Raw genomic sequence first — 25,555 nt, forward strand, 5'->3', positions numbered from 1 at the left:
CGATCGCACGCACCAGACGCCGCGAGGCCCGCCCTCCGGGCGAACGACGGGAGTTTGACGACAGGGCCTAGGACCAGGCGCGATCATGCGGAGGACGGGAACGGTGGAGCAGTACAACGGATGGGCCGATGAGGGATTCGGAGCCGTCGCCGATACGTTCTCGCGGAATTTCGCCGAGTTTCCCGAACTCGGCTCGGCCGTCACGGTGTTCGTCGGCGGACGCAAGGTCGTGGAGCTGTGGGGCGGGATCGCGGACGAGCGGACCGGGCGCGCGTGGGAGCGGGACACGGTCGTACCGGTCTTCTCCTGCGCCAAGGGCATCGTGAGCCTGTGCGCCCATCTCCTCGTCCAGGAGGGGCGCCTCGATCTCGACGCCCCGGTGAGCCGGTACTGGCCCGAGTTCGCGCGGCACGGCAAGGACGCCCTCACCTGCCGTATGGCCCTCGGGCACCGGGCGGGCATCCCCGCCCTCGATACGGTGCTCGGCTTCGAGGAGATCGCCGCCTGGACACCGGTGATCCACGCCATCGAGGAGCAGCAGCCGCTGTGGAAGCCGGACACGGCGTACGAGTACCACGGCCATGTCTTCGGCTTCCTCATCGGTGAGGTCATCCGGCGGATCACCGGGCTCACCCCGGGCGCGTACTTCCGCGAGGCCGTGGGCGACCCGTTGGGGCTGCGGGCCTGGATCGGCCTGCCCGAGCAGGAGTTGGACGACCGCGCCCGCCTCGTCGAGGCCGAGGGACGGCCCGCGATGCCGGGGCCCGAGCATCTGCTCACCCGCATCGTGACGATGAACGGCGCGCTGGTCTTCCCCGGCGTCGACGAGCCGCGCGGCTGGAACGATCCGGCGCTGCTCGGTATGGAGCTGCCCGGCGCGGGCGCCACCGCGTCGGCGAGCGGCCTCGCCAGGATGTACGCGGCGGCCGTGAGCGGCATCGAGGGCCACGAGCGGCTGCTCGCCCCGGAGACGGTGACGGACGCGGTCCGCGAGGTGTCGTCCGGCCAGGGATGGCTGGGCTTCGACGCCGGGACGCGCTGGGGCTCGGGCTTTCTGCTCGACTCGGCGGCCTTCCGGCCGATGCTGGGCGAGCGCAGTTTCGGCAATGACGGAGCGGGCGGCCAATTCGGCTTCGGCGACGACGAGTTCGGCGTGGGCTTCGCGTATGTCGCCAACCGCATGATCGGCCATGGCGACGCCCGCGCCAACCGCCTGATCGAGGCGGTGCGCGGCTGCCTGGACGGCTGACACCCGCGCCGTTGCCACACGCTTCGACAAGCGTGCCTACATCTTCCACGGCACGGTCACCCTCGCGGCGATCCGGCTGTGGTTCCGCTCATGAGACTCGGTTCAGGAGCCGGGTCACGATGCCTGAGCCGGCGGCGCGACCGTGGTACCGGAAAGCGAAGGACTGGCCTTCCTCAAGGGCGACGGGCCGTTCGAGCGTGACCGTCACCGCACCCTGGTGAAGGGGGTGCAGCGCGTTCGTTTCCTGGGCCATCGTCACCACGCCCCGCACCACAGCGGTACGGATGTGGAACTGGAGGCGGTCACCGGTGCGTACCTCGGCACCGCCATGTTCCTCGGACAGCAACGTGATGTCAGCGGCGAAGCCGATATGCGCGTTGACCGAGCCAGGCGCCGCGAGCACCTGCCCCCGTTCAACGGCGCCTGCCGCCCTGCCGGCGAGCAACAGACCCACGTTCATGCCCGCACTCGCCTCGTCGACACCCCGGCGGCTCACCTCGATGTCTTCGACCGGAACGGTCGCTCCGCTGCCAACGATCTCCACCTCGGCACCCCTGCGAAGCCGCCCGCGCTCGATCCGGCCCGTCAGTATGACCCCCCTGCCCCGGTCCCGGCAGAAGACATCCTCGGCACACATCAGGAACGGTCTTTCCGCCTCATTCACGAGATCCCCCTTGCCACCGCGTACACCCCAGCCCTCAGAGGCTGTCACAGGGGCGTGGCAACCTTCCTGCCACGCCCCTGTGGCGTGAAAGGGACTACTGCATGGAGGGGAAGATGAGCGGCCCGGTCCGTCACGAGACGAAGTTCTACGCCTGTTACAGCCAGTACTGGATGATCGGAACGCTCGACAGCGACGACGAGGTTCCGCAGCCGAGGGACGTGACTGCCGAGCGTCGGATCGATGTGACGCGCAAGGGGCGCGTCGCGAAGGTCGAGACCGAATGCCCACACGGTGATGTGGACTTGGTCTTCGAGTTCCACGAGCACGAGCCGGCGCGGGAGCCCGGGTCGTGGCACGAGGTGGTCGAGAACAGCATGCGCCTGGCGAACGAGGTGTTCTTGGAGAACATGGACTTCGGATCGGACGCAATCCCTGTCCCGGGAAAGCCCGCGGAGCTCGCGTGGTGGCGGGTGCGGCTGCACGTCCGGCTGGACAGGGATGCCGAGGGCGTTCACCCGGTGGGATATGACGAGGTCCGTGAGACGCATGTGATCCAGTTGTGGCCCGCCGCGAAGAACACACCGAAGGTCCTGGTCCAGGCGCCGGAAGAGGTGGGGGACGCCTGGGAGAAGCTGGGGATCTTCGCTACGGAGTCCCTCGGGTTCCATGAGCCGTCAACGAGCCTTGTGCTTCACCTGGGGGATTCGGTGCCGGAATTCACCGGCGAGGGGTTCCAGGTGTCTGCGGACGGCCGTGGAGTGCGCGTCCTCACTTCTGGGTGGGGTGAGAAGGATCTGTACGGGGCCGGGATCTCCTTCACCCGGGCCTTCCCGACGGAGGCGTCGGGGTGGGAGAAGGAGGCAGAGGTCACGCTGACCGGGCCGGGCCAGGTACTCCGCATGGTGCCGGACGGCGGTACCGGGTGGGGTGCCGAACTCCCCCTGCCGGAAGGTGAATCCGGGCCATGGCAGGTCGTGGTCCACGCGCGGGGCCGGAACCCGGAGCGTGAAGAAGGCGAGTATCACGTCACGGTGTGGCCTGCGGGCCGCTGGACGGCCTCACGAGAGCGAACCGGCTCCCTCGATGCGACGGCTCGCACCGCCACCGTCTCAGGTGATCCGGTCATTCCTTGAGGGCTCCGGCGGTAAGGCCGGAGACGATCCGCCGCTGGGAGATCGCCACGAAGACGAGGACCGGGATGGTGATCACCACGGCCGCGGCGCTGATCGACCCGGTCGGCTGTTGGAACACCGAGCTGCCGGTGAAGAACGCCATGGCAGCCGGGACGGTTTGGGCGCGGGTGGTGGCGGTCAGCGAGATGGCGAAGAGAAAGTCGTTCCACGCGACGATGAAGACGAGAACGGCCGTGGCGACGATTCCGGGAGCCGCCAGCGGGGCGATCACGAGCCGGAACGTCTGGGCCGGGCTGGCGCCGTCGACCTTCGCGGCCTGCTCCAGGTCCCAGGGGAACTCCCGGAAGAACACCGAGAGCGTGTAGATCGCGAGCGGCAGCGAGAAGGTCATGTACGGGATGATCAGTCCCGGCCAGGTGTCGAAGAGGCCGAGCAGCCGCTCGACGTTGAACATCGGTGAGACCAGCGAGATCTGAGGGAACATCGCCACCAGAAGCGAGCAGCCGACGAGGAACCGCTTGCCGGCGAAGCGCAGCCTCGCCACGGCGTACGCGGCCAGGGTGCCGAGTGTCACCGCGATCACGGTGGTGATCAGTGCGATGCCGATCGAGTTGAGGAGCGCACGGGTGAAGGCGGAGGTCGCGAAGATACCGCGGTAGTTGGCGAGCGACCACTTCGTGGGGATGAACGAACCGTCAGAGAGGGTGCTCGGGTCCTTGAAGGAGAGCGAGACCAGCCACCACACCGGAGTCAGAGCGTAGAGCAGGACGGCGAGGTTCGCGACGGTCCAGCCGATGATGCGGCGGCGTCCGGTATCAGCCATCAGCGCGGTGCCTCCGTGTCGGGCGCGGCGGTGCCGAAGAGTGCGATGGAGACGAAGGTGAGGAGCGCGACGCAGAGGAAGATGAGAACCGAGATCGCCGCCCCGATGCCGAAGTTCAGCGCCGCGAAGAGGTTGTCGTATCCCAGGATCGACACCGAGCCGGTCCCGTTCGTTCCCGAGGTCAGCACATAGATGTTGTCGAAGATCCGGAAGGCGTCCAGGGTGCGGAACAGCAGGGCCACCAAGATGGCCGGCTTCATCAGCGGCAGGGTGACCATGGCAAACCGCTGCCAGTGCGTGGCGCCGTCGACCAGCGACGCCTCCAGCAGCTCTGCCGGCACCAGGGCGAGGCCGGCGAGCAGCAGCAAGGCCACGAAGGGGGTGGTCTTCCACACCTCCGCAAGGACGATCAGCGCGAGGGACTGCCAGTAGTGCGTCAGCGGCGCGCTACCGGCGGGCAGCAGATTGGCCAGGTATCCGGTGCCCGGGGTCCAGGCGTACTGCCAGGAGAACGCCGCGACGACGGTGACGATGCCGTAAGGGATCAGAACCAGGGTGCGCACTGCGTCGCGGCCGAAGATCGTGCGGTACATGACCAGGGCGAGCAGCATGCCGAGGACGAGCTCGACGGCGACGGATACGGCGGTGATGAGTACCGTCACCAGCAGTGCCCGCCACCAGAAGGGGGAGGCGAGCACCACCGTGTAGTTACTGAGGCCGACGAAGTGCGCCAGGTTCGGGTACCGCAGGTCGTATCGCTGCAGCGACAGGTACACGGCGTAGCAGATGGGGTAGGCGGCCACGGCGAGCATGACGAGCCCCGCGGGGGCGCACAGCAGCCAGGCCAGCCGCTGCTCCCGCCGGGCCCGCGTGGAGCGTACGCGCCAGGGGCCCGGCCGCTCGGGCCCGCTCATGGGATCAGTCCCCTGGAATGCAGGGCGTCGGAGATCTGAGTTCTCAGGCGGCGGACCGCGTCGGCCGGATGGATGCCGGCCGGGGGTGAGAGCGTATGGGAGATCGCGACGGAGACATTCTGGTAGGACGGTGTCTGCGGTCGCAGGCTCGCCGATTCCAGGGCGGTCCGCACCTCGGCGGCGAAGGGGAATCCGGCGACGATCTCCGGGTCGGAGTACAGGCCGCGCAACGTGGGCGGCAGGCCGCCCTTGATCGCGGCGGTCTTCTGGTGGGCGCGGTTACGCAGGCAGAGTGCCGCTTGGAAGGCGGTCTTGGGGTGTGGCGAATAGGCGCTGACGGCGAGGTCGTTGCCACCGATGGTGGTGTGTGGGGGACGTCCCGGGGACACGCGCGGGTACGGCGCCCACCTGAACCGCCGGAACAGGGACGGGTTGTCGGCCTTCATCGCCGGATACACATACGGCCAGTTGAGCTCGAACGCGGCGCTGCCGTTCTCCATGGCGAGCCGGTTGTGGTCCTCCAACTGATTGGCCAGGGACGGATCGGCCGCGGGCGAGGTCGCCAGTTCGTGCATGATGCGGGCGGCGGTCAGCGCCGGGGTGCCGAGAGCGGGCGCCTCCGCGTCGGGGGTGAGCACGGAGCCTCCCGCGCTCTCCACCAGCGTGTTGAACCACACCGTCAGACCCTCGTACTGGGCTCCCTGGATCTCCACGTAGTGGGGTTTGTTCCGCCGCGCGAGGCTGCGGGCCATCGCCAGCATCTGCGCCCACGTCGTCGGAGGCTTGGACACCAAGTCCGTGCGGTACCACAGCAACTGGACGTTTGAGCTGGCCGGGACGGCGTACAGCTTTCCCTGCCATGTCCCGGTGCGCAGCGACGCCGGCAACGTGTCCTGAACGGCCTGCCGCCGCGCCGCGCCGGTCCACGGCAGCACCCACCGCGCTTCGGCGAACTCCGGCGTCCACGTCACGTCGAGGCCGAGGATGTCCAGCGCGGTGTCGCGGGCGGCCAGCCTGCGGACCAGCTGCGCACGCTGCCCGTCAGCGGTGCGCGGCAGCTCGTGATAGACGATCGTGTGGCGGCCGTGCGCCGCCCGGCTGCAATGGGATGCGATCTGTCGCAGGGTGCCGGAGACGTCGGGGAAGGTGTACCAGTTGATCACGGCCCGGCCCGATGACGCAGGTTCCCCGCACCCGCCCGCCAGAGCGACCAGCAGGAGCACCGCGGCAATGGCCCGCAGCCGGAAGCCGGGCACGGTACGCCCCATCGAGCCGCCTCCTCTGCCCGACGAGCCGATACCGCACAAGGGTGGGGTGTGTTCCTTAGGGAAGGTAGGCAGCGCCGGACCGACCGGCAAGCACACCCGCCGCGTGTCCGGGGGCGTGACGCAAACGGCCCACGTCCGCCACCGGCCTGGCGGCTCCCCACCGCACGCGCCCTGGGTGGCGGTTGCCACGAGGCAAGGTCGGCAGGAACTCACCTACCGGAAGCGGGAGTTACTCGCTTCGCCCCGGTACGTCAGCGAGCCGCCCCGACCATGGGGGACGCACCCGGACGCCGGACGCAACCGGACGCCCTCGCGTCAGCTGTATGAGGGCGCGCTGCACCGCGTGCGCTCGACCGCCAGCGACGCTTCGACGCGTCGGCCGCTGTCGCGCCGCAGGGTCTCCACTGTGATCGCCAGCAGGCTGACGATGTGCATGCCGCGACCGTGTTCGTCCGGATCGTCGTCGGGGTGAGGCGACCGGCGGGAACAGGGGCCCCCGTGGTCGTCGACGGTGATGCGGAGCAGACCTTGGTCGAGCGTGAGGTGCAGCGTCATCTCGCTGCATCCGTGCCGAGCGGCATTGGCGGCCAGTTCCCCGACGACGAGTACGGCGGTGTCCCGGTCGTCGTCGGACAAGCACCACCGGGCGATCACTGCGGAGGCGTAATGGCGGGCGCTGCCCACCCATGCTTCCTGTGCGGGCAGGGCGACCCCAGCGCACCGCTGGGGTCGCGGTGCGGTGGCCGCGCGGGGGAAGCGGCGGGGAGGAACGGCGGGGGACGGCGCGGGGAGGGTGAGCATGGTCTCGTGCCTAGTCTCGAATGTCTTGAGAGCGTGAGAGCGGTTGCTGCTAGCGATGGCAAGACGGGCGTTCAGGGCTATTTGCCTCCAGGCTGCGCCGAGATTTCCGCTCAGTCAAGACAGCGCTGCCACATTTTCTTCCTCGGGGCGCCGGTCGGCTCGTCGAGACTTAAAAGAGCAGGTCAGAGGCATCTTACGCGCGCGCTCAGCCATCTCACGGAGGGGCGCCCCCTGGCCCATGGCCAAATGATGACGCCCTCGGAGACAGCGTTCGCAGCTCCACCTCCTCGCGGCAATCGCTCCCCGCACATGACTGCTTTCTTCGTGCTACGACTGCCGGGACCCAGGAGCCCGATCACGAAGTGGGCGGTCCTCGGTCAGACATCCGAGGTCCGGGGTCTTCGTGTAGGTTCTGGACCATGGTGGGAGAGCAGCGTCAGGCCACAATGGCGGACGTCGCGCGCGAGGCCGGAGTCTCCGTCTCGACGGTCTCGCGGGCCCTCCGCGGTGTAGCGACGGTGACCCCGGAAACGCGGAGCCGCGTGGAGCGGGCGGCGCGGGAATTGTCGTTCGCCCTGTCGCGCAGTGCGTCAAGCCTCGTGACGGGCAAGACGCGCCGGATCGCCGTCCTGATGCCCGGCCTCCCGCGGGCTCCCTGGTTTCTCGGCACTGCGCTCACCGGCATCGCGGGAGTGCTGAGCGAGGCCGAACTGGATCTGCTGGTCTATGTGGTCACCAACAAGTCGGAGCGGGCGGCGTTTTTCGACCGGCTCCCGGCCCGGCGCAACGCCGACGCCTTGATGGTGGTTTCCTTCATCCTCACCCGGGAGGAGCGGGAGCGGCTCGACGAACTCGGCGTTCCAGTGGTGTTCGTCAGTCAGCACGCCCCCGGCAGGGCCAGCGTCTACATCGATGACGCCGAGGCGGCCCGCAAAGGTATGCAGCATCTGCTCAACCTCGGGCATCGGCGCATCGCCCACATCCAGTCGGCCGTCGTGGAAACCTTCACCTGGAGCGCGCACGACCGGCTGGCCGGCTACCGCCAGGCCCTGGAAGAAGCCGGATTGCCTTATGACGACGCTCTGGTGGTACGCGCCGAGTACAGCCGTGAAGGCCTCCGCGAGGGGATCGGCTCCCTGTTGAGCCTGCCGCACATGCCCACGGCCGTCTTCGTGGAAACCGACGAGATGGCTTTTGAGGTGCTGAGCATCCTGCGTTCCTGTGGCATTGACGTGCCCGGCCGGATGTCGGTGCTCGGCTTTGACGACCACTCCCTCGCCGAGGCCCTCGACCTGTCGACCATCGCCCAGTCTGCTGGGGATACGGGACGCATCGCCGCCGAGCTCGTCTCGTCGATCCTCGCGGACCCGGGCAGCGACCCCACCCGGCACGTGGTGCTCCCCACCCACCTCATCCCTCGCGGGTCCACCGGCCCGCCGCCACGGGACCGGCAGGGGGAGGCCGGTGTGGTGGGTCAGCAGGGAACGCCGTCGGAAGTCCCGGCGGGCGACTCCTGAAGTCGTCGGCGCTGCTTCGCAGTGGGCCGACGGCCGGTGAGTGACTGCTCCGCTCCGGGCGGCGCCCGGAGCGGAGGGCGGTGGTCAGCAGCGGAGGGCGGTGGTCAGCAGCGGATGTCGACGATCTGGATCTTCTGGATGTTCCGCACCTTGTGCCAGCCGGGCCCGACGGTGCGCAGGCCGAGGGAGCGTTTGACCTTACAGCCGGGTCCGACCCAGTAGCCGTCGACGTCCTTCACGCCTACGTTCGGCCCGTGCTGGCCGGGTTTGAGGACGCGCCAGCTGGACCGGTCGTAGCGGCTCGGCCAGTCGTTGGTGATGAGCAGGGTGTACCGGTCGTCGCGGTTGTGTACGTCGCCGCAGATGTGGCCGCCGATCTGGCAGGTGCCCAGCGGGGCGACCGCTTCGGGGCGTGCGGAAGGCTGCGGCGCCGCTGCGCCGGCCGGCGCTGTGACCAGGAGGGACGTCGCGGCGGCGGCTGCGGCCGCGAGCGTGGTTCGCAGGCGGTACGGCGAACGGCGCTGTGGGTGACGTAGGTGACGTAGGTGCATGAGCTTCGCTCCTTCTTATGGGTGATGCCGCCGTCATGTGCAGGTGCGGTGGTACGGGAATCCGGGGATGAGGCGGGACCATTCCTGGTGGGTGAGGTCGCGGGCGACGGTGGCGCACAGCCGCTTCGCCGTGGCGTCGGCGTCCGTGCCCCACAGCAGCGCCGTACCTCCACTCCGGCGCTGGCCAGGGTGCGCCCGTCGGGGCTGAAGGCGAGGCCCTTGATCGGTGCGGTGTGGCCGGTGAGGGTCGCGGTGCGGCGTTGTGTGGCGGTGTCCCACAGCACGACGTCGCCGTCGTCGCCCGCGCTGGCCAGCGTCCGGCCGTCGGGGCTGAACGCCACGGCACGCAGCCAGGTGCGGTGTCCGTCCAAGGTGGCCCGGCGGACCTGGCGCCGGGCGTCCCAGAGCAGGATCCGGCGATCTCGGCTGACGGAGACGAGGGTACGGCCGTCGGGGGCGAAGGCGACCTCGGAGACGGCGTCGGTGTGGCCGGTCAGCTCGCCCTGGTGGTACTCGTAGGCGGCCATCGTCAGGAGTGTGCCGCGAGCCTGTGGGGTGGCGGCGGTGCGGTACGCCTCCATGCTGAGGAGCTTGGCCAGCGCGGGCTGGGACGGCGCCAGGCGCATGGCCTGGGCGGCGAGTTGGCGGGACAGGGCGAGCCGGCGTTCGCGCAGGGCGTCCTGCCGCTCGTCGACCGCGTACAGGGTGATGCCGGTGACCACGACCAGGAGTACGGCGAGGGAGGCGGCGAGCAGACGCATGGCGCGGTGGCGGCGGGTGGCGGCCCGGCGCTCGTCCTCGCGTGCGGCGATGCTGGCGGTGAGGAAATCCCGTTCGGTGGGAGTGAGTTCATCGGTGCGGGCCGATTCCTCGGTGCGGGTTCGTCCGTCGGTGGTGGGGTTTGCGCGGGCCTGGGGGACGGGCTCGCCGGTGGAGCAGGTGGAGGGTGTGCCGGTGCGGTCTTCGTCCGTGGTGCCGAGGCGTTCCTCGGCCACGCTCAGTCGCATCCCCCGGTAGAGCGCCCCCGGGTCCCGGTCGAGCGCCTCCCACGCCGCGGTGGCCTCCGTCAGTCTGCGGTGGACGACGAGGCGTTCGCGGCTCTCCTCGATCCAGTGACTCAGCCGGGGCCAAGCGGCGATGAGTGCCTCATGGGCGAGGTCGACCACCTCGTCGTCCAGGGTGATGAGCCGGGCGCGGGCCAGCGCATCGAGGACGGCGGCAGCGTCGCCGGGGGCGCCGGTGTCGAGTTCGCCACGCGGCGTGGGGCGACGGGTGTCCGGGGCGCCCTCGCCGGGGGTGATCAGACGCAGCAGGACGCGGCGGGCCGTGCGCGCCTGGGCCAGGGTGAGGCGGCGGTAGGCGTCCTCGGCGCTCTGCGCGATGGCGCCGCGCAGTCCGCCGGTGGCTTCGTAGCCGACGAGGGTGAGGGTGCGGGCGCGGCGCCGGCGCCAGGTCTCCAGGAGGACGTGGGACAGCAACGGCAGTCCGCCGGGCTCGTGGCCGACCTCGTCGAGGAGGCGGGCGGTCAGGGTGCGTTCCACGATCAGGCCGTGGGCGGCGGCCGGTTTGACGACGGCCTCGCGGAGCTCGGCCGGGGTCATGGGGCCGACCGGCAGACTCGCTGTGCGTACGGCCTCGGCCAGCTCGCCGTGTTCCAGGAAGCGGGCGTAGAAGTCGGCGCGTACGCCGAGCACAACGCGCAGCCGACTGCCGGGATCCTGTGCGGCAAGCAGGCCGGTGACGAATTCTTCCCGTTCCTTCAGGTCGTGGCAGAGGGTGAAGACTTCCTCGAACTGGTCGACGATCAGCCAGGTGTCCCCCGCGCCTTCCGTCGGCGCGAGCGCTCCCCCGTGAGTGCGCGCCGGATGAGGGCCGGGGGTGAAGATCCGTACGGCAGCCGGGCGCAGGGACGGGTCGGTGGTGCGGCGCAGGCGGGGGATCAGCCCGGCGCGGAGCAGCGAGGACTTGCCGCTGCCGGAGGGACCGAAGACGACCGTGACACGGTGGCGGTGTGCCAGGTCGTCGAGGTCGTCGGTCAGGTCGACGCGTCCGTGGAAGAGGTGCTCGTCGGCGGGCTCGAAACGGGCCAGGCCCCGGTAGGGCGCGTCGGTGGCCTCTTCCTCCTCGGCGGCGCGCTTGGACTCCTCCCGTGCGGTCGCGTGCCATCGCGCTTCCCACTCGCTCTCGTCACCGCCGCAGGCGCGCACATAGGCCAACACCACTGCGAGTGACGGCAGTTGCTCTCCTACAGCGGCTCTCGACAGCGTCGAGACCGAGTACTCCACCTGCCGGGCCATCTGCCGGTAGGTGATCCCGCCTGCCTCCTGGCGCAGCTTGCGCAACCCGTAGGCGAACCGCTGGATCGGTCCCTTCCCCGGATCGATGTCCGTCTCTGGACGTCCCACGTCGACCCCTTCCCCCCGCGTTCCCCGTGCTCCCCCGTTTTCGCCGTGCTCCCGTGCTCCCGTGCTCCCGTGCTCCCCATGTCACGGCGGCGCCTCATCCGAGCACGTGCCCCCGACCCCGGGAAAGGCACCATCTCGTCAACCCCAGCCCGTCACCCGCTTTGTTTCAAGCCCGGGACAAGGCTGTGCAACAACCCGGACCCCGGTGAACTCGATGCCGAACGCCCCGCACCGCCCAGCACCGCGGGGTGCCACACGGGGGGGGAGTCCTTCCTTCCGCACGACAAGAGCACCGTGCGGGTCCGGAAGGCCGGCCCGTCCAACTGACCAAGGAGAACTGTGCTCATGAAACGTCACCTCTTCGCCGGCCTTGCCGCGGCCGCTGCGCTGTCCGCCGGCACCGTGATTCCGGCCACCACGGCCTCCGCCGCGCCCGTCACCGCGCAGTCCTGCCTGGGCAGCGCGACGAACTACACCGGTACGCCGGGCAGCGGCGGCGGCAACGCCCACTGGCCCGGCACGGGCAAGTGGGCCTATGCCACCAAGAAGTGCGCCGACATCAACCTGAAGGTCAACTACACCCGCCAGGTCAGGACCTGCTTCAAGTCCACGGGCAAGTGCAACGGCTGGCGGACGGCCAACAAGGGAAAGTGGGCGCTGGCCGCCACGAACATGAGGGACGGCGCCGGTTTCTACCTCCAGTTCCGCGGAGCGAACCGGAGCACCGGCAAGATCGCCTACTGAGGCGCTGAAACGGAGTGAACCACACGGGGCGTCGGCCGGAAGACCGGCGCTCCGGCTTCGCGGTGCTGCACCCGGTCAATCGGTCCACGTCCTCTCCCCACCGCTTGCTACCGCGCGTCTGTCTTCTTGAGCTGGTACAGCTCGGGCACGGACACCTTGATCGGCTCTTGCGTGGTCCGTGCGATCACGACGACCACGGGCTCGTCCGGGTCGGGATTCTCCTCCCGATGCGGGACGAACGGCGGGACGAGGAGGAAGTCGCCGGGAGCGGCGGTGATCCGCACCTCCTGTATGCCGTCGTGGAAGACGAAGACGGGGTGACCGCTGACCACGTAGATTCCCGCCTCCGATGCGCCGTGGTGGTGGTTGTCCGTGGCACTCAACGGCGGGTTCTCCACCAGGCCCATCCACAGCTTCTTCGAGCCGACTGTGCCGCCGCTGATGGCGGCGTAGCCATCCAACTCTCCGGACCGAACGTGGTGGACGCGGTGGCGCAGCGGCGCGTTGCCGTCGGCGCTGCGCAGTGCGGATCCGGCGCCTTCGCGGGTGGTCATCGTGTGGCCTCCTGATGGTTGTCGACGGCCTCTGGTCGAGCATCAGGCTGCGACCACCGCGCCCGGAACGACAACTCTCGTTGCTGTATTGGCAAGTACGGGAATCCGAAGCAATGGCACCGGGCGGATGGTTCGCCGTATGAGGGCGGGCGCCTCCCCTTCACTGCGAACACAGAGGAGGAGTCATGGGAGGTCGGGTGAGCCCTGTCGTTGGGAGAGGGCCAGTCGTTGGGAGAGGGCCAGTCGGCGTCGCTCTCGGTCGATTTCGGTGACGACGACCGTGACCTCGTCGCCGACCTGGACGACATCCGACGGAGCTTCCGCGGGCGTCCGTGCGAGTTCTCGGAGGTGGACCAGTCCCTCGATTCCGTCGGCGACCTGAATGAAGGCGCCGAACGGGACCAGCTTGGTGACCTGTCCCTGCAGTTTCTGGCCCACCGCATGGCGGTCGGCGAACGCCTGGAAGGGGTCCGGCTGCGCCGCTCGCAACGACAGCCTGGCCTCTAGATTCCATGTGTCGAACTGGAGGAACTCACAGGAAACACGCTGTCCGACCTGGACGACATCCGAAGCTGCTTCGATGCGCCGCCAGGACAGTTCGGGGATCGTGAGGAACCCGACGCCGGGGAAGACCGGGTGGTCGGGGCCGTCGTCCAGCGCCACGAATACGCCGAACCGCTCGATCGCTGAGACCGCCGAGGGGCTTTGGACGTTTCGTACGGCGCCCGGCGGCTGGAGGACACGGAGGCTGATCCCCTTCCGCTGGACCCGGCGACAGGTCATCGAGGAGGAGCGACAGTGGCGGGCCCTGTCGGGGCGACCCGCACCCGCGCGACGCGGCTGGGGCGATCCCCCGCCGGACCCCGACGCCGTTCCCGGCCTGGCGTCCCTGACCACGGTGTACCGCCAGCTGCGCAAGGCCCGCGAGGACAGCAAGGACGAACCGGGAGCCGCCGACTTCTACTACGGCGAAATGGCGATGCGCCGTCACAGCTTCGGATACCGCCACGCCGAGCGGTGGCTGCTCCAGGCGTACTGGTTGCTGTCCGGCTACGGACTGCGTGCCGCACGTGCTCTGGCATGGCTCGTGACGGCCGTGATCATCTCGATCTTCGCTCTGACCCTGTGGGGGGTGCCTACCTCTGACACCAGGGCCGAGACGACCGGCACCCTGCCCGTCGCCGGTCAAAGGATCTCCCTCAGCACCGATACGGCACCCCCCACGCTGACCGGGCCGCTCACGGAGCGGATCACTGGTGAGCGCGTCGAGAAGGCGGTCCAGGTGGTGATCAACTCCGTCATCTTCAGAGCCAGCGGCCAGAGCCTGACCACCACAGGCACGTACATCGAGATGACATCACGGCTCATCGAACCCGGCTTCCTGGCCCTTGCCCTCCTTGCCGTTCGAGGCCGCATCAGACGGTAGGCCCGAAGACCTGCAGGCCCCGGGGAGCATCGTCCAGGATGGCCGCCATGCCCCATGTGATCGAAGCCCCCCATGCCGACGACGCCGCGTCTCTGGGGCCCCTGCAGTTGAGGGTCTGGCTGCAGACGTATCCCAACGAGCAGCAAGGGATCGATGAGACCTGGATCCGTGAGCACCGCGGCGCCTCCGCCACTGCGGAAGGTATCGCCCAGTGGCGGGAGTTCATCGAGGCGGCGAACCAGCGACCGGACCTGCTGTTCTGCCGTGTAGCCCGCTCCGGGACGGAGATCGTCGGCTTCCTTTGCGGGCGCCGGGACGAGGCGGTGACCCTCGGGCCGATGTATCTGCTGAACGAAGCCCAGGGCCAAGGTGCCGGAGACCGAATGATGAGCGAGTTCCTCACCTGGGCGGGAAGCGCCGCACCCATACGCCTGTGGGTCACCGAATACAACGAGCAAGCGGTCCGCTTCTACGAACGCTACGGATTCACGACCACCGGCGAGCGAGAGCTCTGGCGAGGAAAACTGCCCAACGTGCGTATGACTCGCGGCTCCTCGTCGAGCGAGACCCCGGCCGAGCCGCACGGGGCCAGATCGGCAGGGACGTGAGAAGCCGCCTCCGGAACCATGCGCGCAGTGGTTCATCTTCGGCAGCATTCTTGGCGGTACTGCTCATGGCGTGTCTCGTTGTGGCCATGAAGTGCCCAGATCAGCACGCATGGCGACTTGTGCTTCCTCTGCTGCGTCGATGTACTCGCGAACGAGCCGGCGAAAATCCGGGCTGCTCGTGATGACGCCTCTTGCCACAAGGTCCCGCAGTTCGCGGATTTTCCAGAACGCCTTGTTGGTGGGCTCGACCACGCTCCAGGAGGCTATGAGTACGAGCTGATACCGCAGTGGGTAGAGGTTGCTGCCCACGAACACCTCATGAGCTCTGGTCTGTGCTTCGCCCGGGTCGTGATCTCCACGGGCGACCTCATGCAGCTTTTGAAAGGCATCCGACAATGCGCCCATGAACGCTGCGTAGGACTGCCTGCGGGCGTCCTGGCCGGCGTTGACTCGATCCCGGCGCCAACGAAGTCGGTCGGCAAGCAGAGTGGATCCGACACCGATCCCGGCGCCGATCAAGGTATTCAGTGGGGCCAGCCAGTCCATGACTGGACCATAGTCCCGCTGTCGATGCGCAACGCGCCAACGCCGAACTCGACCATCCCCTGCGCCTCGTCGACGGCCGCGCGCTCGGCCGCTGGGTCGCCGGCGGCCTGGGCCGCCCAGGGATGCGGGCCGACCGAAGCCAACCCTGCCGTAACCCTTGACGTCGCCGTAACGCACCTCTAATTTCACTGCAATTCTTGAAAGTTAACTGGCGAACACCGCGGCTGTCTGTTCAAAAAATGAAGCCACAGGAGAGGTCAATGGCTCGCACACACACCCGCAGCGGAACAAAGCGGCTGGGCACAGGGCTGGTGGCCATGACCATCGCCGTGGCGTCCGCGGTGATCGGACCGTCGGCCGGCGCCGCCCCTGTGGCCGACGCCGAGGACGGCTCCGCGCACTGCGGGCCAACCGGCGAGCCGGGCCGCTTCGCGGACGGGACGGGGACCGCAACGCTCACCGTCACGCACGTCAGCGATGCCTTCCTGCGTACGTACAAGCTGGTCAGCTCGGTAGCCGGCGAGCGGACGTTCATCGAGCGCGCGGACCGGCCGCGGCTGCGGTCGGGGGCGGTGCTGCTGGACGGGCTGTACGCGATGGCCCACGACGATGCGAAGCTGGACGAGGCCGACCGGATCAGCGATGACGCGTACAACGCAGGCAAGCCGACTCCCTGTCCCGGTGGCTGCTACATCACCGGCAAGTCCTGGACGTACGTCTGGACCCGGGACGTCTCCTACTCCGCCGACCTGGGACTGACCGCCGCGGACCCGGAGCGGATGCGCAACACGCTCGCCTTCAAACTCAGTGACCGCCGCGACGGTTCCGGGAACACACAGATCGTCCAGGACACCGGCACCGGCGGCAGCTATCCGAACTCCACCGACCGCGTCGTGTGGGCCCTGGGCGCCAGCGAGATCCTCGACTGGCTGCCCGGCAAGGAGCGGGAGGCGTTCGCGGCCAAGGCGTACGACGCCATCCGGAACACCGTGGAGCACGACCGGAAGGTCGTCTACGACGGCGATGACGGCCTCTACAAGGGCGAGCACTCGTTCCTGGACTGGCGCGAACAGAGCTACCCCGACTGGACGAAGGACGACGCGAGCACCATCGCCACCTCGCGTTCGCTGTCCACCAATGTGGTCCACTGGGTGGCTATCGACGCCGCGGCACGCCTCGCGAACGGCGCGGGAGACACGGCGGCCACAAAGAAGTACCGCGCCTGGGCCGACCGCCTGGCCGGGGCGATCCGCACCAAGTTCTGGCTGCCGAAGCGGGGCCAGTTCTCCCAGATGCTCACCACCGAGCTCGACACCGCGCCGGCCAACCGCTACGACGCGCTGGGCACGGCGCTGGCCGTGGTCACCGGAGTGGCTACGCCCGAGCAGGCCAAGCGGGCGATCGCCACCTACCCGCAGACCCCGTATGGCCCGTCTGTTCTGTGGCCGCAGCAGCAGGGCGTGCCCTCGTACCACAACAACGGCATCTGGCCCTTCGTCACCGCGTACGTGATGCGCGCGGCCTCGAAGACCGGTAACGACGGGGTGGCCACCCTCCAGGCGCGGTCGCTGGTGCGGGGCGGGGCACTTTTCGGCACCAACAAGGAGAACCTCAATCTTCTGAACGGTGGCACCGACACCGAGATCAACTCCGACCGGCAGCTGTGGAGCGTTGCGGGGATGCTGTCGATGGTGCAGCAGAGCATCTTCGGTATCGACGCCCGGCCGGACGGACTGCACATCCGGCCGTTCCTGCCGGCGCAGCTCCGGGACGCATACTTCCGTGGCAGCGACGTCGCCACGCTTCAGGGCCTGAACTACCGCGGCCACTCGCTGGACATCGAGCTGCGCCTCCCGAAGGACACGGCGGACAGCGGCGCCTTCGAGGTCAGGTCGCTGGAACTGAACGGCCGGCGACTGCCCACCGACGCACCGATCACCGAGGGGACGCTCGGCCGGGACACCGCCAAACTCGTCGTCGAACTCGGCCCGCCGCGCGCCGGCTCGGCGTCGCCCGCTCCGAAGCCGGTGGAGGTCTCCTCGAAGGAGGCGCTGTACGGGCCGACCACACCGGCCGTACGCGGCGTCGAGCCCGAGGACGGCAGGCTCCGGCTGTCCCTCGACATCGGCGACGAGGATCCCTCCAAGGTGACGATGGATGTCCTGCGCGACGGCCGCGTCATCGCCGCGCACCAGCACGTGGACGGCCGGACGCCGTCATGGACCGACCCCTCCTCCACCGACTTCCGCGACGTCTCGCACTGCTACAGCGTCCGGCTGCGCTACACCTCCAGCGGTAACACCTCCCAGCATGCCGAGCCGCTGTGCTATTGGGGCCCGCACCACGACCGCGTCACCAAGATCACCGCCGAAGACTTCGAGGTCACCGGCGGCCACCGGACCAGCGGCGAGCACGGGGTGTACTACGCGGACTGGGGCACCGCCCCCGACGACAAGATCACCACGCGGATCACCCCCAAGGCCGGCGGAGACTATCTGCTCCAGGCGGACGCGGCGGTGGGACGGGCCGTCAACACCGGTGTCACGAGCGGCATGAAGATGCTCCGCGTCCACGACGACACCACCGGCCGGCTGGTGACGGAGCACGTCATCGCCATGCCCCACACCGGGAGCTGGACGACCGTACGGGGCTCCACCTTCGTCACGGCCCGGCTGGAGGAGGGAAGGACGTACCGCATCGAACTCGTCAACGACCCGCTGGCGGTCAACATGAGCTACTTCTCCGCCAACGCCGGCTACAAGGACACCCGCGGCGGGCCGTCCAACGACAGCGATGTGTACGCCATCAAGGCCCTGTTGAAGAAGCGGATTCCCTGAGGCGCCGGTCGTGGGCGCGGGAGGTGCGCGGGGGCCGGTTCCCGTCGCCCGGCCGCAGCAGCCTCCCGTCCGCTCCCGAGCCGCTGCTGCTCGCAAGCGGACATGTCATGTCCGGTGTAGTTGGCGGCATCTCCGTGCATCTTCGCCGGATGCCCTGCACGGGTCGCTCAGCGCGAGTGGTCCGCCAGGGAGAGCAACAGATGGGCCGACTCCCGGCGCACATGGTCGGAGTGGGCCCCCGCCGGGCTGAGACGGCGACCGCGGACGTACACCTCGGAGGCATCAACGCTGACGAAGCGGTGGTCGAGCGCGGAGAGCGGATACCGCTCGTCGAGCGGCAGCAGACGCGTGGTGAACATGGGCGCGGGTGCCGGACCGATCCCGGAATGCCCAATACCAGGCCGGCGCTCCGCCCGCAGGTGCCAGAACCCGGTCGCCCGGTCGTGTCGGGAGTACGTGGCGACGATGGGGCCTCTCAGCGGCGCTCCGTCGTGCCGGTCACTCGGCAGAATGCAGGGGAAGAGCGAGAGGAACGCATCGCGCTGCGCGGCCATCTGGAACAGCAGCATGCTGTCGGCGGTGAACGGGCGCGACGGTGAACGGCCCGCGCTCCAGCCAAGTGTGTCCTCGAGCCGGGCGTCTGCCGCCCACTGCATCGCCTCGCACAGGAACCGGCAGCCGAAGGAGTGTCCGACGAGGTGGAGGTACTGCCCGTCGTGGTTCGCCAGCACCGGTGCCGCCCCGGGGTCGGCGCGCTCCGCGTCCAGATAGCCGAGCAGCCGGCCCAGGATGTGCGCGGCATGTCCGTCGCCGTCACGCGCTCCCATGGCGTGGGCCCGGTCCCGTATGCGGCGATAGCCGGTCGGCGTGACCAGGCTGGACGACGGCCAGCGCACTACGACACACCACGGACTGAAGCCCTCGGCCGCCAGGGCGGGGTACCTGTCCGGGGCCGCCGCCAGGTTGCCGTGCGCCAGGGACAGCAGCCGTTCGGCAGTGCGGTGGGCGGAGGTGGGGGACGTCTGCCAGCCGTGCACGTAGACGAAGATGTCCGTTGCCCAGGCGGGCGGGGCGATGCGCTCGGTGAAATAGTTGCGCAACCGGTGGTCAGGTACCGGCTCACCGGTGTCGGCGTCGAGCAGCCAGCCGCTCTCGTCCAGGTCAACGGCCTCGACGACCACTGTGGCTGGGCTCATGCGTCACCTCCGCTTGTCAGTTCCAGGCGGGAGTCCATGCCGCCGTTCAGCCCATAGGCGAAGCCCAGCGGGTTGCGGTACCGGTCCGCGAAGTGCCGGGCCAGCTCGTGCGCGATCCTGCCGGCGGTCGACGTGCCGCGCAGGTATCGCCCGACGAACTCGAGCGCGTACTCGGCGGCGAACGCTTGCGGCATCGCGATATGCGGCCCGAGAACGCCCTGCGCGCCGTGCTCTATGAGCATGCGCCCCAGGAAGGCCCGGTCCGCGCTCGCCCCGGAGACTCCGGCGTGGCAGGCGTTGAGCAGGACGAACGGCCGGAAACAGCTGTTCCGGTGGCGCGCCCGCAGCTCGCGCACGGTGTGGCCGTCGAAGGGGGTGCCATCCGTGAGCCTGATGACCAGGACGTGGGGTTCGGGCTCGTTGCCGAGGAACTCGCCGTGGCACCAGAAATACATCAACTGCTCGTCCAGATGAGGATTCCCGAGGTCGCGGACCAGTTCGTCATACGTCGTGCGCACGGTGCACGCCGTGCCCTCCGCCAGCACTTTCGCGACTTCGTCCGCCCGGGTCACGCTGCCCACGCGGACATCGTGGTTCAGGCTGACGGCGGCCTGCCGCTGTGCCGTACGGGACGGTCCGATCCACGCGTAGGCGTCGCCTGTGTGCTCGATCTGATGCCGGTGGCCGAGGAAGCGGGCGAAGAGTGCGCCGAGGACGGTTGCGGACGCGCTGGGTTCCTCGCCGGTGCAGAGCATCGACCAGGGGAGCTGGAGATCGGAGTCGAACCGTACCCGTAGCCCCTCCTTGGACAGGGCCGAGCGGAGATAGGTGCGGAACATCTCGATCCGCATATCGTCTCCGCGTAGCAGGGTGTCGAACAGCAGGGACTCGCCGCCGCGGGCCAGATCGGCCACCACCGTGCGCAGTTCGGCCTCTGGTTCGGCGCTGAGATCGGCCCCCACTGCGTACGGGCGCCGGCGGTCCCGCAGGGCCCGGCCTCGGTCGTCGACCGGCTGGAAGTCGACGAACCGCTCTTTCCAGCGCGCGCAGAGTCGTGCCGCCGCGCCGTACACCTCGTCGGGGCGGGCGATCAGGTCGGCCTTGTGCTCGGTGCCCTCGAGCGCCGGAACGGCCGTGCCGGTCATACGGGCACGGATGCGGCCGCCGCCGAGGACGTCGAAACTGATGCGAAGGTCGGGTGGCGCTGTCTCCAGATGAGGCAGGAAGCGGAAGCCGTCGCTCGGGTCCTGGACGATGCGGGTGGTCAGTGAGCGTGGCACCGGGTCAGGACCTCCCCCTGTGAGGCCCCAGCCGTCTCTTCCGCGCCTTCGTGGAATCGGCCGCAGCGATGTCCAGGGCCGTCTCCACCTGATGCAGAGCGACGCCGGTGTCGTGGTGCAGAAAAGTGAACCGGATCCGGTGTGTGCCGGACTCCGCGGCGGTGACGCGGAACTGAGCGGACTCGGGCTTCTCCGGGCCGTACAGCACCGTGGCCGGTACGACCTCCGCACTGCTCAGCGGCACGGCCACGATATCCAGCGAGGGCCGGGCACCCGGGCGGGCCCAGGGGTGCGCGGACTCGGCCACCAGCTGCACTGTCACTCGTACCGGGATCCCTGCACGAGGATCGTCGTCCACGAGCGTCAGTTGAGCGCGGCAGCGTGGCGGTGCCGCCGTGTGGGCCCGGAACGCCGCCCCCGTGTGGACCTGGAACGCCGCCCGGCGGAGGGCCTTGGCGAGGGCCGGGTCCGGGTGGGCGGCGGCGAGGGCGACCAGGACCTGCACGGTACGGGGGTGGCCGACGGCGCGTACCTCGTCGAGCAGGGCGGGGACGGTGCCCTGCACGGCGGACTCCAGGTGGCGCACGAGCAGTTCGCTCTCGCCGTGGTCGGCGACGGCGGCCGCGGTGTCCATCCAGAGCCAGGTGGCCTCCGCGCGGGTGAGCGCGCCGGGCACGTCCTCGGGGTCGCCGCCCTCGTACTCGGCGAGCCAGAGCAGGGCATAGGGACGGAGGGAGGTCTCGGCCGCGGCGGCGCGCACCTCGGGCTCGGCGGGGGCGCCGACCACGCGCAGCGCCTCGAAGGCGAGGCCGCGCAGCAGGGAGTCCTCGCCGCGGGCGGCGTCGAGGAGTTCGGTGACGGCGCTGCCGACGGGGCGGGCGGCAAGCCAGGCGCGGTATTCGGCGCGGGCCGGACCCGGGGTGAGGCCCGCGCAGCCGCGCAGCATGTCCTCGGCGGACTGCTCGATGTTTCCCGCGGGGCTCCAGGCAGCGAGGGAGATCTGCTCCAGCTTGGCCCAGACCGCCCAGCTGCCGAGCGGGGTGAGCGCGACCAGCCCGTCGCCGTAGGTGAGGGCACCGACGGAGGCGACGGCGCGCAGGGCCCAGTCGAGGAGCGGGGCAAGCGGAGCGTCGGCGCCCACCGGCCCGTCGGACGGCTCCAGCTGGGGGTCATAGGGGACTTCGCGGCGCTTCTCGCGGAGTTCGTTGACCCGTTGGCCGAGCAGGTCGAGCAGGGCCGGGACCGGGACCCATCCGGCGCAGAGCTGGACGAGGGAAAGCAGTTGGGGGACGGCCTCGACGACATCGGCGACGGCGCTGGGGGCGCCGGCCGCCGGGGCGGGGTACACGATCGACCAGGCGTCGAACAGGGCGACCCAGCCGCGCAGGACGGTGCTGTCGTCGTCCCAGGCGCGCAGCCGCCAGCCGGGGCGCGCGGTGCCGTCGTGGAGTTCGACCAGCCCGGCGAGGAGGGCGGTGTCCCAGTCGAGGCGGACCTGATCCACGGTCAGCCCCAGCTCGGCTGCGGCCCGTTCGGCAGTCGCGTCGGAGAGGGGGGCCTTGCCGTCGGGGCCCGCGCCATCGCCGCCGGGGCGGAGGGCGGCGTCGGCCCAGTGGGCGACGCGGGCCGCGTCCGCCAGGACGGCGCGGGCCATGCGGGCCAGCTCCCCGGGCGGGGGCGTGCCCTCCGGCGGGCGGGGCGCTGGGCGCCGGTTGCGGCGTCGGGCCGCCGCTCGGGAGGCGGCGGCCGGGGGCCGCGGGCCGATGAGTCGGAACCTGGAGTCGCGCGGATCACGGGACGTCACGGGATCAGTTTCCCCGGTTGTGCCCGAGAACCCAAGCTGGAGCCCGCCGGGATGCCGCCAAGAGATCTCTCCAACCGGCAACGGAATCAGTGGACTTGGTGACCCACGAATGAGACAGCGGGTGAGCTTCTGTCGGATCGTTCGCCCGCAGCAGCGCCGATGGGGGGCGGCCGACAACGAGCAAGGGCCGCGGACAACAGCGTAAGAGTGCTCTGGCGCAAGAGTGCTCTGGCGGAGGAGCACGACGGCTAAGCTCGCCCTGGCCGCCACCTGAGCGTCGCTGTGCCCGGCAACTCCCGCAGCACCGAGAGAGCGCCCACCGCAGGACACACAGGCTGATGACCGCCGCCGGCCCGACCCGGGGAGCAGCACATGAGTAACGGATTGGTCGAGTTCCTGCGCGCCCGACTCGACGACGACGATGCCTTCGCCGAGATGGCGGCGAACGGCGGAGGCGAGTGGGTCCAGCGTGGACGGTTCGGCGAGGACGGGCCCATCGAGGAGAAGTCGAACGGCCGGCTGGTGGTCCCTGACACCGGAGCCCCCGACCGGCTGGAAGCCATCCACATAGCGCGCCACAACCCGGCTCGCGTCCGCCGCGAGGTCCAGGCCAAGCTCGGCATCGTCGACAGGTACCGGCCCGACGCGACCGACCCCCATCCGGGCCTTCCGTGCACCAACAGTGTGCACTTCGATCCGGACGGCGAGGAGTATGACCCTGACGTCGTCTGCGAGCGCCACTCGCGGGCCATAGATGAGCGCCCGGACGGGGCTTTCGGCAACGACGCCGTGCTTCGCCTGCTCGCGCTGCCCTATGCGGACCATCCCGATTACCAGCCCGAGTGGGCACCGGACGCGTCACCTCACAGCGCACGGTGGTGAGACAGAAACGTCCTGACCCTCAAGTGAGACACGCAGGAACGCCCAGGCTCGGACGACGGCAGCGGACATTCCCGGTGGGGGCCTGCACCTGAGGGCCCTGCATTTGGGGGCCTGCGCCTGGGGGCCTGCACCTGGCGGCGCCCACCCGAGCCTCCGGCGAACCACCCCGGTCGACCTTGAGGAATGCACTGTCACCGCAGGTCGGTAAGGGGTCTGAGGACGCTCCGGGAACGGACGGAGGGCTGGTCGGGAACCATGAGCAGCGCGAGCTTCAGCCGTGGGAGTCGCAGGCGGGGCAGAGCTCCCTCCCCACGCCGGTCATCAGCGGACCATGCAGAGCAGCAGAAGGTCGGTTCCACCACGCGAACACGGGCGCGCCGGCTCTTCGTCGCGCTTCCTGTGCGGCGGGCGGGCCAGGCCGATTCGTTTGGCTCACCGGACGGACCAAAGGTGCGCGGGGCGGCGTGTCGGCAGCGGTGCTGAACCTCGTCGTGCGTGGTCTCTCCCGTAGCGTGGGCAGGAGAGACGCACGTCACGTCACATGCGTTCATGTCACATCGTGCCGAGCCGTTCCGTCCTATCGGTGTAGGCATCGACAACGACGGAGGAGTTCACCATGGGTGCCCGTTTGAACATGTTCGGCAGCCCGGTCGCAGGCAAGGTCTGGAAGCACATCATCGCGGCGAACAAGGTGCTCGCGGACTCGTCGCTGCCGGCTGCGACGCAGGAGCTGGTGAAGATCCGCGCGAGTCAGATCAACGGGTGCGGATACTGCCTCGACATGCACACCAAGGACGCCACCGTCGGCGGTGAGACCTCGCTGCGCCTCAACCTGGTCGCGGCTTGGCGGGAGGCCACGGTCTTCACCGAGGCCGAGCGCGCGGCGCTGGAGCTGGCGGAGCAGGGCACCCGCCTTGCCGATGCGGCCGGTGGCGTCACGGACGAGGCATGGGCGAACGCCGCCAAGCACTACGACGAGGAGCAGCTCGCCGCCTTGGTGTCCCAGATCGCTCTCATCAACGCCTTCAACCGCGGGAACGTCATCACCCAGCAGCCCGCCGGCGACTACCAGCCCGGCCAGTTCGGATAACGAGGAGTACCTGGCCCGGGGGGCCGGAGGCCGTCCCGCGCAGGCAGCAGCCCCCGGGCTCCGGGCACCCCTGGCCGGGCCCGGGGGTGTTTCTCCGGCCCACCGGTGGTCCGGAGAATCCGGCCCCACGCTCCTCCCCCGGACACCAGCCGCAAAGCACGGCGTCGGCATGGCCCCCTTCGACGTTGCTTCTCGAGGACAGTGCCGACCTGCGGATTCGTCCGGTGGGATGCGGCCGAGGCCGCCCCGGGCATGAACCGCTGCCAGGACAAGCACGGCACCGGACTGACTGCGCGTGACAGGGGCTTGGCGTAGTCGTTGATCAAGGTATGACTGCATTGAGGAAGATCGTCACAGGCATGGGGGCGACGGCTGCGGCTGTCGGTCTCGTCTTCGCCGCCGGTCCGCCCGCAACGGCCGCCGGCAAGTGGTGCAACCACTCCGTCTGCATCGAGACGTATGACTCGGGGACTTACCTCGGCAGGGTGGAAGTGTCGGTCGTCAACACCAACCGGCCCCACCGGATTTCCGCGCGGGTGTGGACCACCGACGGGTGGGCTGCCCATACGAAGGCTGAGGACGTTGCCGCTTTCCGGACCTACCGCGACCAGGCTTATCCCCAGCGCCACTTCCCGGCGGGCACCCGGTTGTGCGCGGAAGGCTTCCACGATGGTGCGAGCGTGGGCCTGCCCTGCGTGACGCTCACCAATTGACCTTCAGACGGGACACCGGGGTTGAGGGCCTGCACCACGGTGCAGGCCCTCAACGTCGTCCGGTGTGCCGGCGCGGTCAGAGGGCCGCCGAGGACTTCTGCCGGGGCGGTCAGCCAGAAGCCCCGCGGCCCCGGTGGCGCGGGGTCCTCGGGCTCAGCCTGTCGAGGAGGCTCGGGACCCTTCTCGACGTTCCGGAGGCGGCGTTGCCGCCGCCGTCATCACTGCCAGCCGTTGTCAGTGGGCCCGTTGGCGGCCAGCGGCTGCCCCATCGTGGGCGCGGAAAGGGGGCAGCCACCGTGGAAGGCCGGTGCCGGGGAGCGATGGGGTCGGTCATGGCCTGCCCCCCGACGATCGGTAGGCCGAGTCTGACAGGCACCACTGACAACGGCAGCCGGGTGGCCGGGTGGGCACCGCCGGCCTTGTGACGGTGCCCGTCGGGGCCAGGAGGTAGGGCCAGGGCCTGTCCGATGGGTCAGGGTCGGAAAGGCCGCGGGGTCTGGTGCGGTGCATCGCAAGGCGCCGGAGCGTCTCGATAGCGGAGCTATTGGGA

General features: G+C 69.6%; 22 protein-coding genes and 1 pseudogene. 10 read left to right on the forward strand and 13 right to left on the reverse strand.

Annotated features, from left to right (window positions below; genetic code table 11):
* Window positions 1–103 precede the first annotated feature (103 nt).
* A complete protein-coding gene (locus AB0D04_RS36330) occupies window positions 104–1,249 on the forward strand; it encodes a serine hydrolase domain-containing protein (RefSeq protein ID WP_362711678.1) in 1,146 nt (381 codons plus the stop codon).
* Between the two features lie 88 nt (window positions 1,250–1,337).
* On the opposite strand, the gene AB0D04_RS36335 is transcribed toward AB0D04_RS36330, so the two are convergent.
* Window positions 1,338–1,913 (reverse strand): EF-Tu/IF-2/RF-3 family GTPase, encoded by a 576-nt coding sequence (locus AB0D04_RS36335; protein WP_362711679.1) that lies wholly within the window; start codon window positions 1,911–1,913, stop codon window positions 1,338–1,340.
* 113 nt (window positions 1,914–2,026) lie between these two features.
* Here AB0D04_RS36335 and AB0D04_RS36340 point away from each other — a divergent pair, with 113 nt between their 5' ends.
* Entirely contained in the window at window positions 2,027–3,046 is a 1,020-nt protein-coding gene (locus AB0D04_RS36340) for a hypothetical protein (protein WP_362711680.1), read from the forward strand.
* Here the strand turns inward: AB0D04_RS36340 and AB0D04_RS36345 are convergent.
* From AB0D04_RS36345 to AB0D04_RS36360, 4 genes are all read right to left on the reverse strand, one after another.
* Entirely contained in the window at window positions 3,036–3,869 is an 834-nt protein-coding gene (locus AB0D04_RS36345; protein ID WP_362711681.1) for a carbohydrate ABC transporter permease, read from the reverse strand. The two genes, AB0D04_RS36340 and AB0D04_RS36345, sit on opposite strands and share 11 nt — an antisense overlap.
* Complete coding sequence (locus tag AB0D04_RS36350) at window positions 3,869–4,783, reverse strand: sugar ABC transporter permease (RefSeq protein WP_362711682.1); 915 nt, start codon at window positions 4,781–4,783, stop codon at window positions 3,869–3,871. Before AB0D04_RS36350 ends, AB0D04_RS36345 begins: the two co-directional genes overlap by 1 nt.
* Window positions 4,780–6,051, reverse strand: coding sequence for an ABC transporter substrate-binding protein (locus AB0D04_RS36355; RefSeq protein ID WP_362711683.1), 1,272 nt, complete (start codon window positions 6,049–6,051; stop codon window positions 4,780–4,782). The genes AB0D04_RS36350 and AB0D04_RS36355 overlap by 4 nt, the downstream gene beginning before the upstream one ends.
* A gap of 315 nt (window positions 6,052–6,366) precedes the next feature.
* A complete protein-coding gene (locus tag AB0D04_RS36360) occupies window positions 6,367–6,852 on the reverse strand; it encodes an ATP-binding protein (RefSeq protein ID WP_362711684.1) in 486 nt (161 codons plus the stop codon).
* Between the two features lie 419 nt (window positions 6,853–7,271).
* Here AB0D04_RS36360 and AB0D04_RS36365 point away from each other — a divergent pair, with 419 nt between their 5' ends.
* Window positions 7,272–8,369 (forward strand): LacI family DNA-binding transcriptional regulator, encoded by a 1,098-nt coding sequence (locus tag AB0D04_RS36365; protein WP_362711685.1) that lies wholly within the window; start codon window positions 7,272–7,274, stop codon window positions 8,367–8,369.
* 104 nt (window positions 8,370–8,473) lie between these two features.
* On the opposite strand, the gene AB0D04_RS36370 is transcribed toward AB0D04_RS36365, so the two are convergent.
* A complete protein-coding gene (locus tag AB0D04_RS36370; protein ID WP_362711686.1) occupies window positions 8,474–8,608 on the reverse strand; it encodes a hypothetical protein in 135 nt (44 codons plus the stop codon).
* A 2-nt stretch (window positions 8,609–8,610) separates the two neighbouring features.
* Window positions 8,611–11,325 (reverse strand): helix-turn-helix domain-containing protein, encoded by a 2,715-nt coding sequence (locus AB0D04_RS36375; protein ID WP_362711687.1) that lies wholly within the window; start codon window positions 11,323–11,325, stop codon window positions 8,611–8,613.
* Between the two features lie 345 nt (window positions 11,326–11,670).
* Between AB0D04_RS36375 and AB0D04_RS36380 the strand changes: the two genes are divergently transcribed.
* On the forward strand, window positions 11,671–12,069 hold the full coding sequence (locus tag AB0D04_RS36380) for a hypothetical protein (protein ID WP_362711688.1): 399 nt from the start codon (window positions 11,671–11,673) through the stop codon (window positions 12,067–12,069).
* A gap of 107 nt (window positions 12,070–12,176) precedes the next feature.
* Here the strand turns inward: AB0D04_RS36380 and AB0D04_RS36385 are convergent, their stop codons facing one another.
* Window positions 12,177–12,623 (reverse strand): cupin domain-containing protein, encoded by a 447-nt coding sequence (locus AB0D04_RS36385; RefSeq protein WP_362711689.1) that lies wholly within the window; start codon window positions 12,621–12,623, stop codon window positions 12,177–12,179.
* A 183-nt stretch (window positions 12,624–12,806) separates the two neighbouring features.
* Window positions 12,807–13,406: a S1 RNA-binding domain-containing protein gene (locus AB0D04_RS36390; RefSeq protein WP_362711690.1), complete on the reverse strand. Its 600-nt coding sequence runs from the start codon at window positions 13,404–13,406 to the stop codon at window positions 12,807–12,809.
* 115 nt (window positions 13,407–13,521) lie between these two features.
* On the opposite strand from AB0D04_RS36390, the gene AB0D04_RS36395 reads away from it, so the two are divergent.
* Window positions 13,522–14,049 carry a hypothetical protein gene (locus AB0D04_RS36395; protein ID WP_362711691.1) on the forward strand — a complete coding sequence of 176 codons (528 nt, stop codon included), beginning with the start codon at window positions 13,522–13,524 and terminating at the stop codon, window positions 14,047–14,049.
* Between the two features lie 38 nt (window positions 14,050–14,087).
* Entirely contained in the window at window positions 14,088–14,657 is a 570-nt protein-coding gene (locus AB0D04_RS36400; RefSeq protein ID WP_362711692.1) for a GNAT family N-acetyltransferase, read from the forward strand.
* A 63-nt stretch (window positions 14,658–14,720) separates the two neighbouring features.
* Here AB0D04_RS36400 and AB0D04_RS36405 read toward each other — a convergent pair whose 3' ends face one another.
* Window positions 14,721–15,203 carry a hypothetical protein gene (locus tag AB0D04_RS36405; RefSeq protein WP_362711693.1) on the reverse strand — a complete coding sequence of 161 codons (483 nt, stop codon included), beginning with the start codon at window positions 15,201–15,203 and terminating at the stop codon, window positions 14,721–14,723.
* A 260-nt stretch (window positions 15,204–15,463) separates the two neighbouring features.
* On the opposite strand from AB0D04_RS36405, the gene AB0D04_RS36410 reads away from it, so the two are divergent.
* On the forward strand, window positions 15,464–18,040 hold the full coding sequence (locus tag AB0D04_RS36410) for a hypothetical protein (RefSeq protein ID WP_362711694.1): 2,577 nt from the start codon (window positions 15,464–15,466) through the stop codon (window positions 18,038–18,040).
* Between the two features lie 167 nt (window positions 18,041–18,207).
* On the opposite strand, the gene AB0D04_RS36415 is transcribed toward AB0D04_RS36410, so the two are convergent.
* The 3 genes and pseudogenes from AB0D04_RS36415 to AB0D04_RS36425 form a co-directional block, all read right to left on the reverse strand.
* Window positions 18,208–19,236 (reverse strand): hypothetical protein, encoded by a 1,029-nt coding sequence (locus AB0D04_RS36415; RefSeq protein WP_362711695.1) that lies wholly within the window; start codon window positions 19,234–19,236, stop codon window positions 18,208–18,210.
* Window positions 19,233–20,516, reverse strand: a complete 1,284-nt coding sequence (locus AB0D04_RS36420; RefSeq protein ID WP_362711696.1) for a CHAT domain-containing protein — start codon at window positions 20,514–20,516, stop codon at window positions 19,233–19,235. Before AB0D04_RS36420 ends, AB0D04_RS36415 begins: the two co-directional genes overlap by 4 nt.
* 409 nt (window positions 20,517–20,925) lie before the next feature.
* Window positions 20,926–22,320, reverse strand: a pseudogene (locus AB0D04_RS36425) (hypothetical protein); the annotation flags it as partial.
* Between the two features lie 372 nt (window positions 22,321–22,692).
* Here AB0D04_RS36425 and AB0D04_RS36430 point away from each other — a divergent pair.
* The 3 genes from AB0D04_RS36430 to AB0D04_RS36440 all read left to right on the forward strand — a co-directional run bounded on the left by AB0D04_RS36430 (window position 22,693) and on the right by AB0D04_RS36440 (window position 25,005).
* Window positions 22,693–23,202 (forward strand): DUF6221 family protein, encoded by a 510-nt coding sequence (locus AB0D04_RS36430; protein ID WP_362711697.1) that lies wholly within the window; start codon window positions 22,693–22,695, stop codon window positions 23,200–23,202.
* Window positions 23,203–23,818: 616 nt separating this feature from the next.
* Window positions 23,819–24,292: a carboxymuconolactone decarboxylase family protein gene (locus AB0D04_RS36435; protein WP_362711698.1), complete on the forward strand. Its 474-nt coding sequence runs from the start codon at window positions 23,819–23,821 to the stop codon at window positions 24,290–24,292.
* Between the two features lie 338 nt (window positions 24,293–24,630).
* The gene (locus AB0D04_RS36440; protein ID WP_362711699.1) at window positions 24,631–25,005 is read left to right on the forward strand and encodes a hypothetical protein; all 375 of its coding nucleotides are present in this window, start codon (window positions 24,631–24,633) and stop codon (window positions 25,003–25,005) included.
* The last annotated feature ends 550 nt before the right edge of the window (window positions 25,006–25,555 follow it).

Source organism: Streptomyces sp. NPDC048483, from assembly GCF_040651455.1.
Classification (GTDB): Bacteria; Actinomycetota; Actinomycetes; order Streptomycetales; family Streptomycetaceae; genus Streptomyces.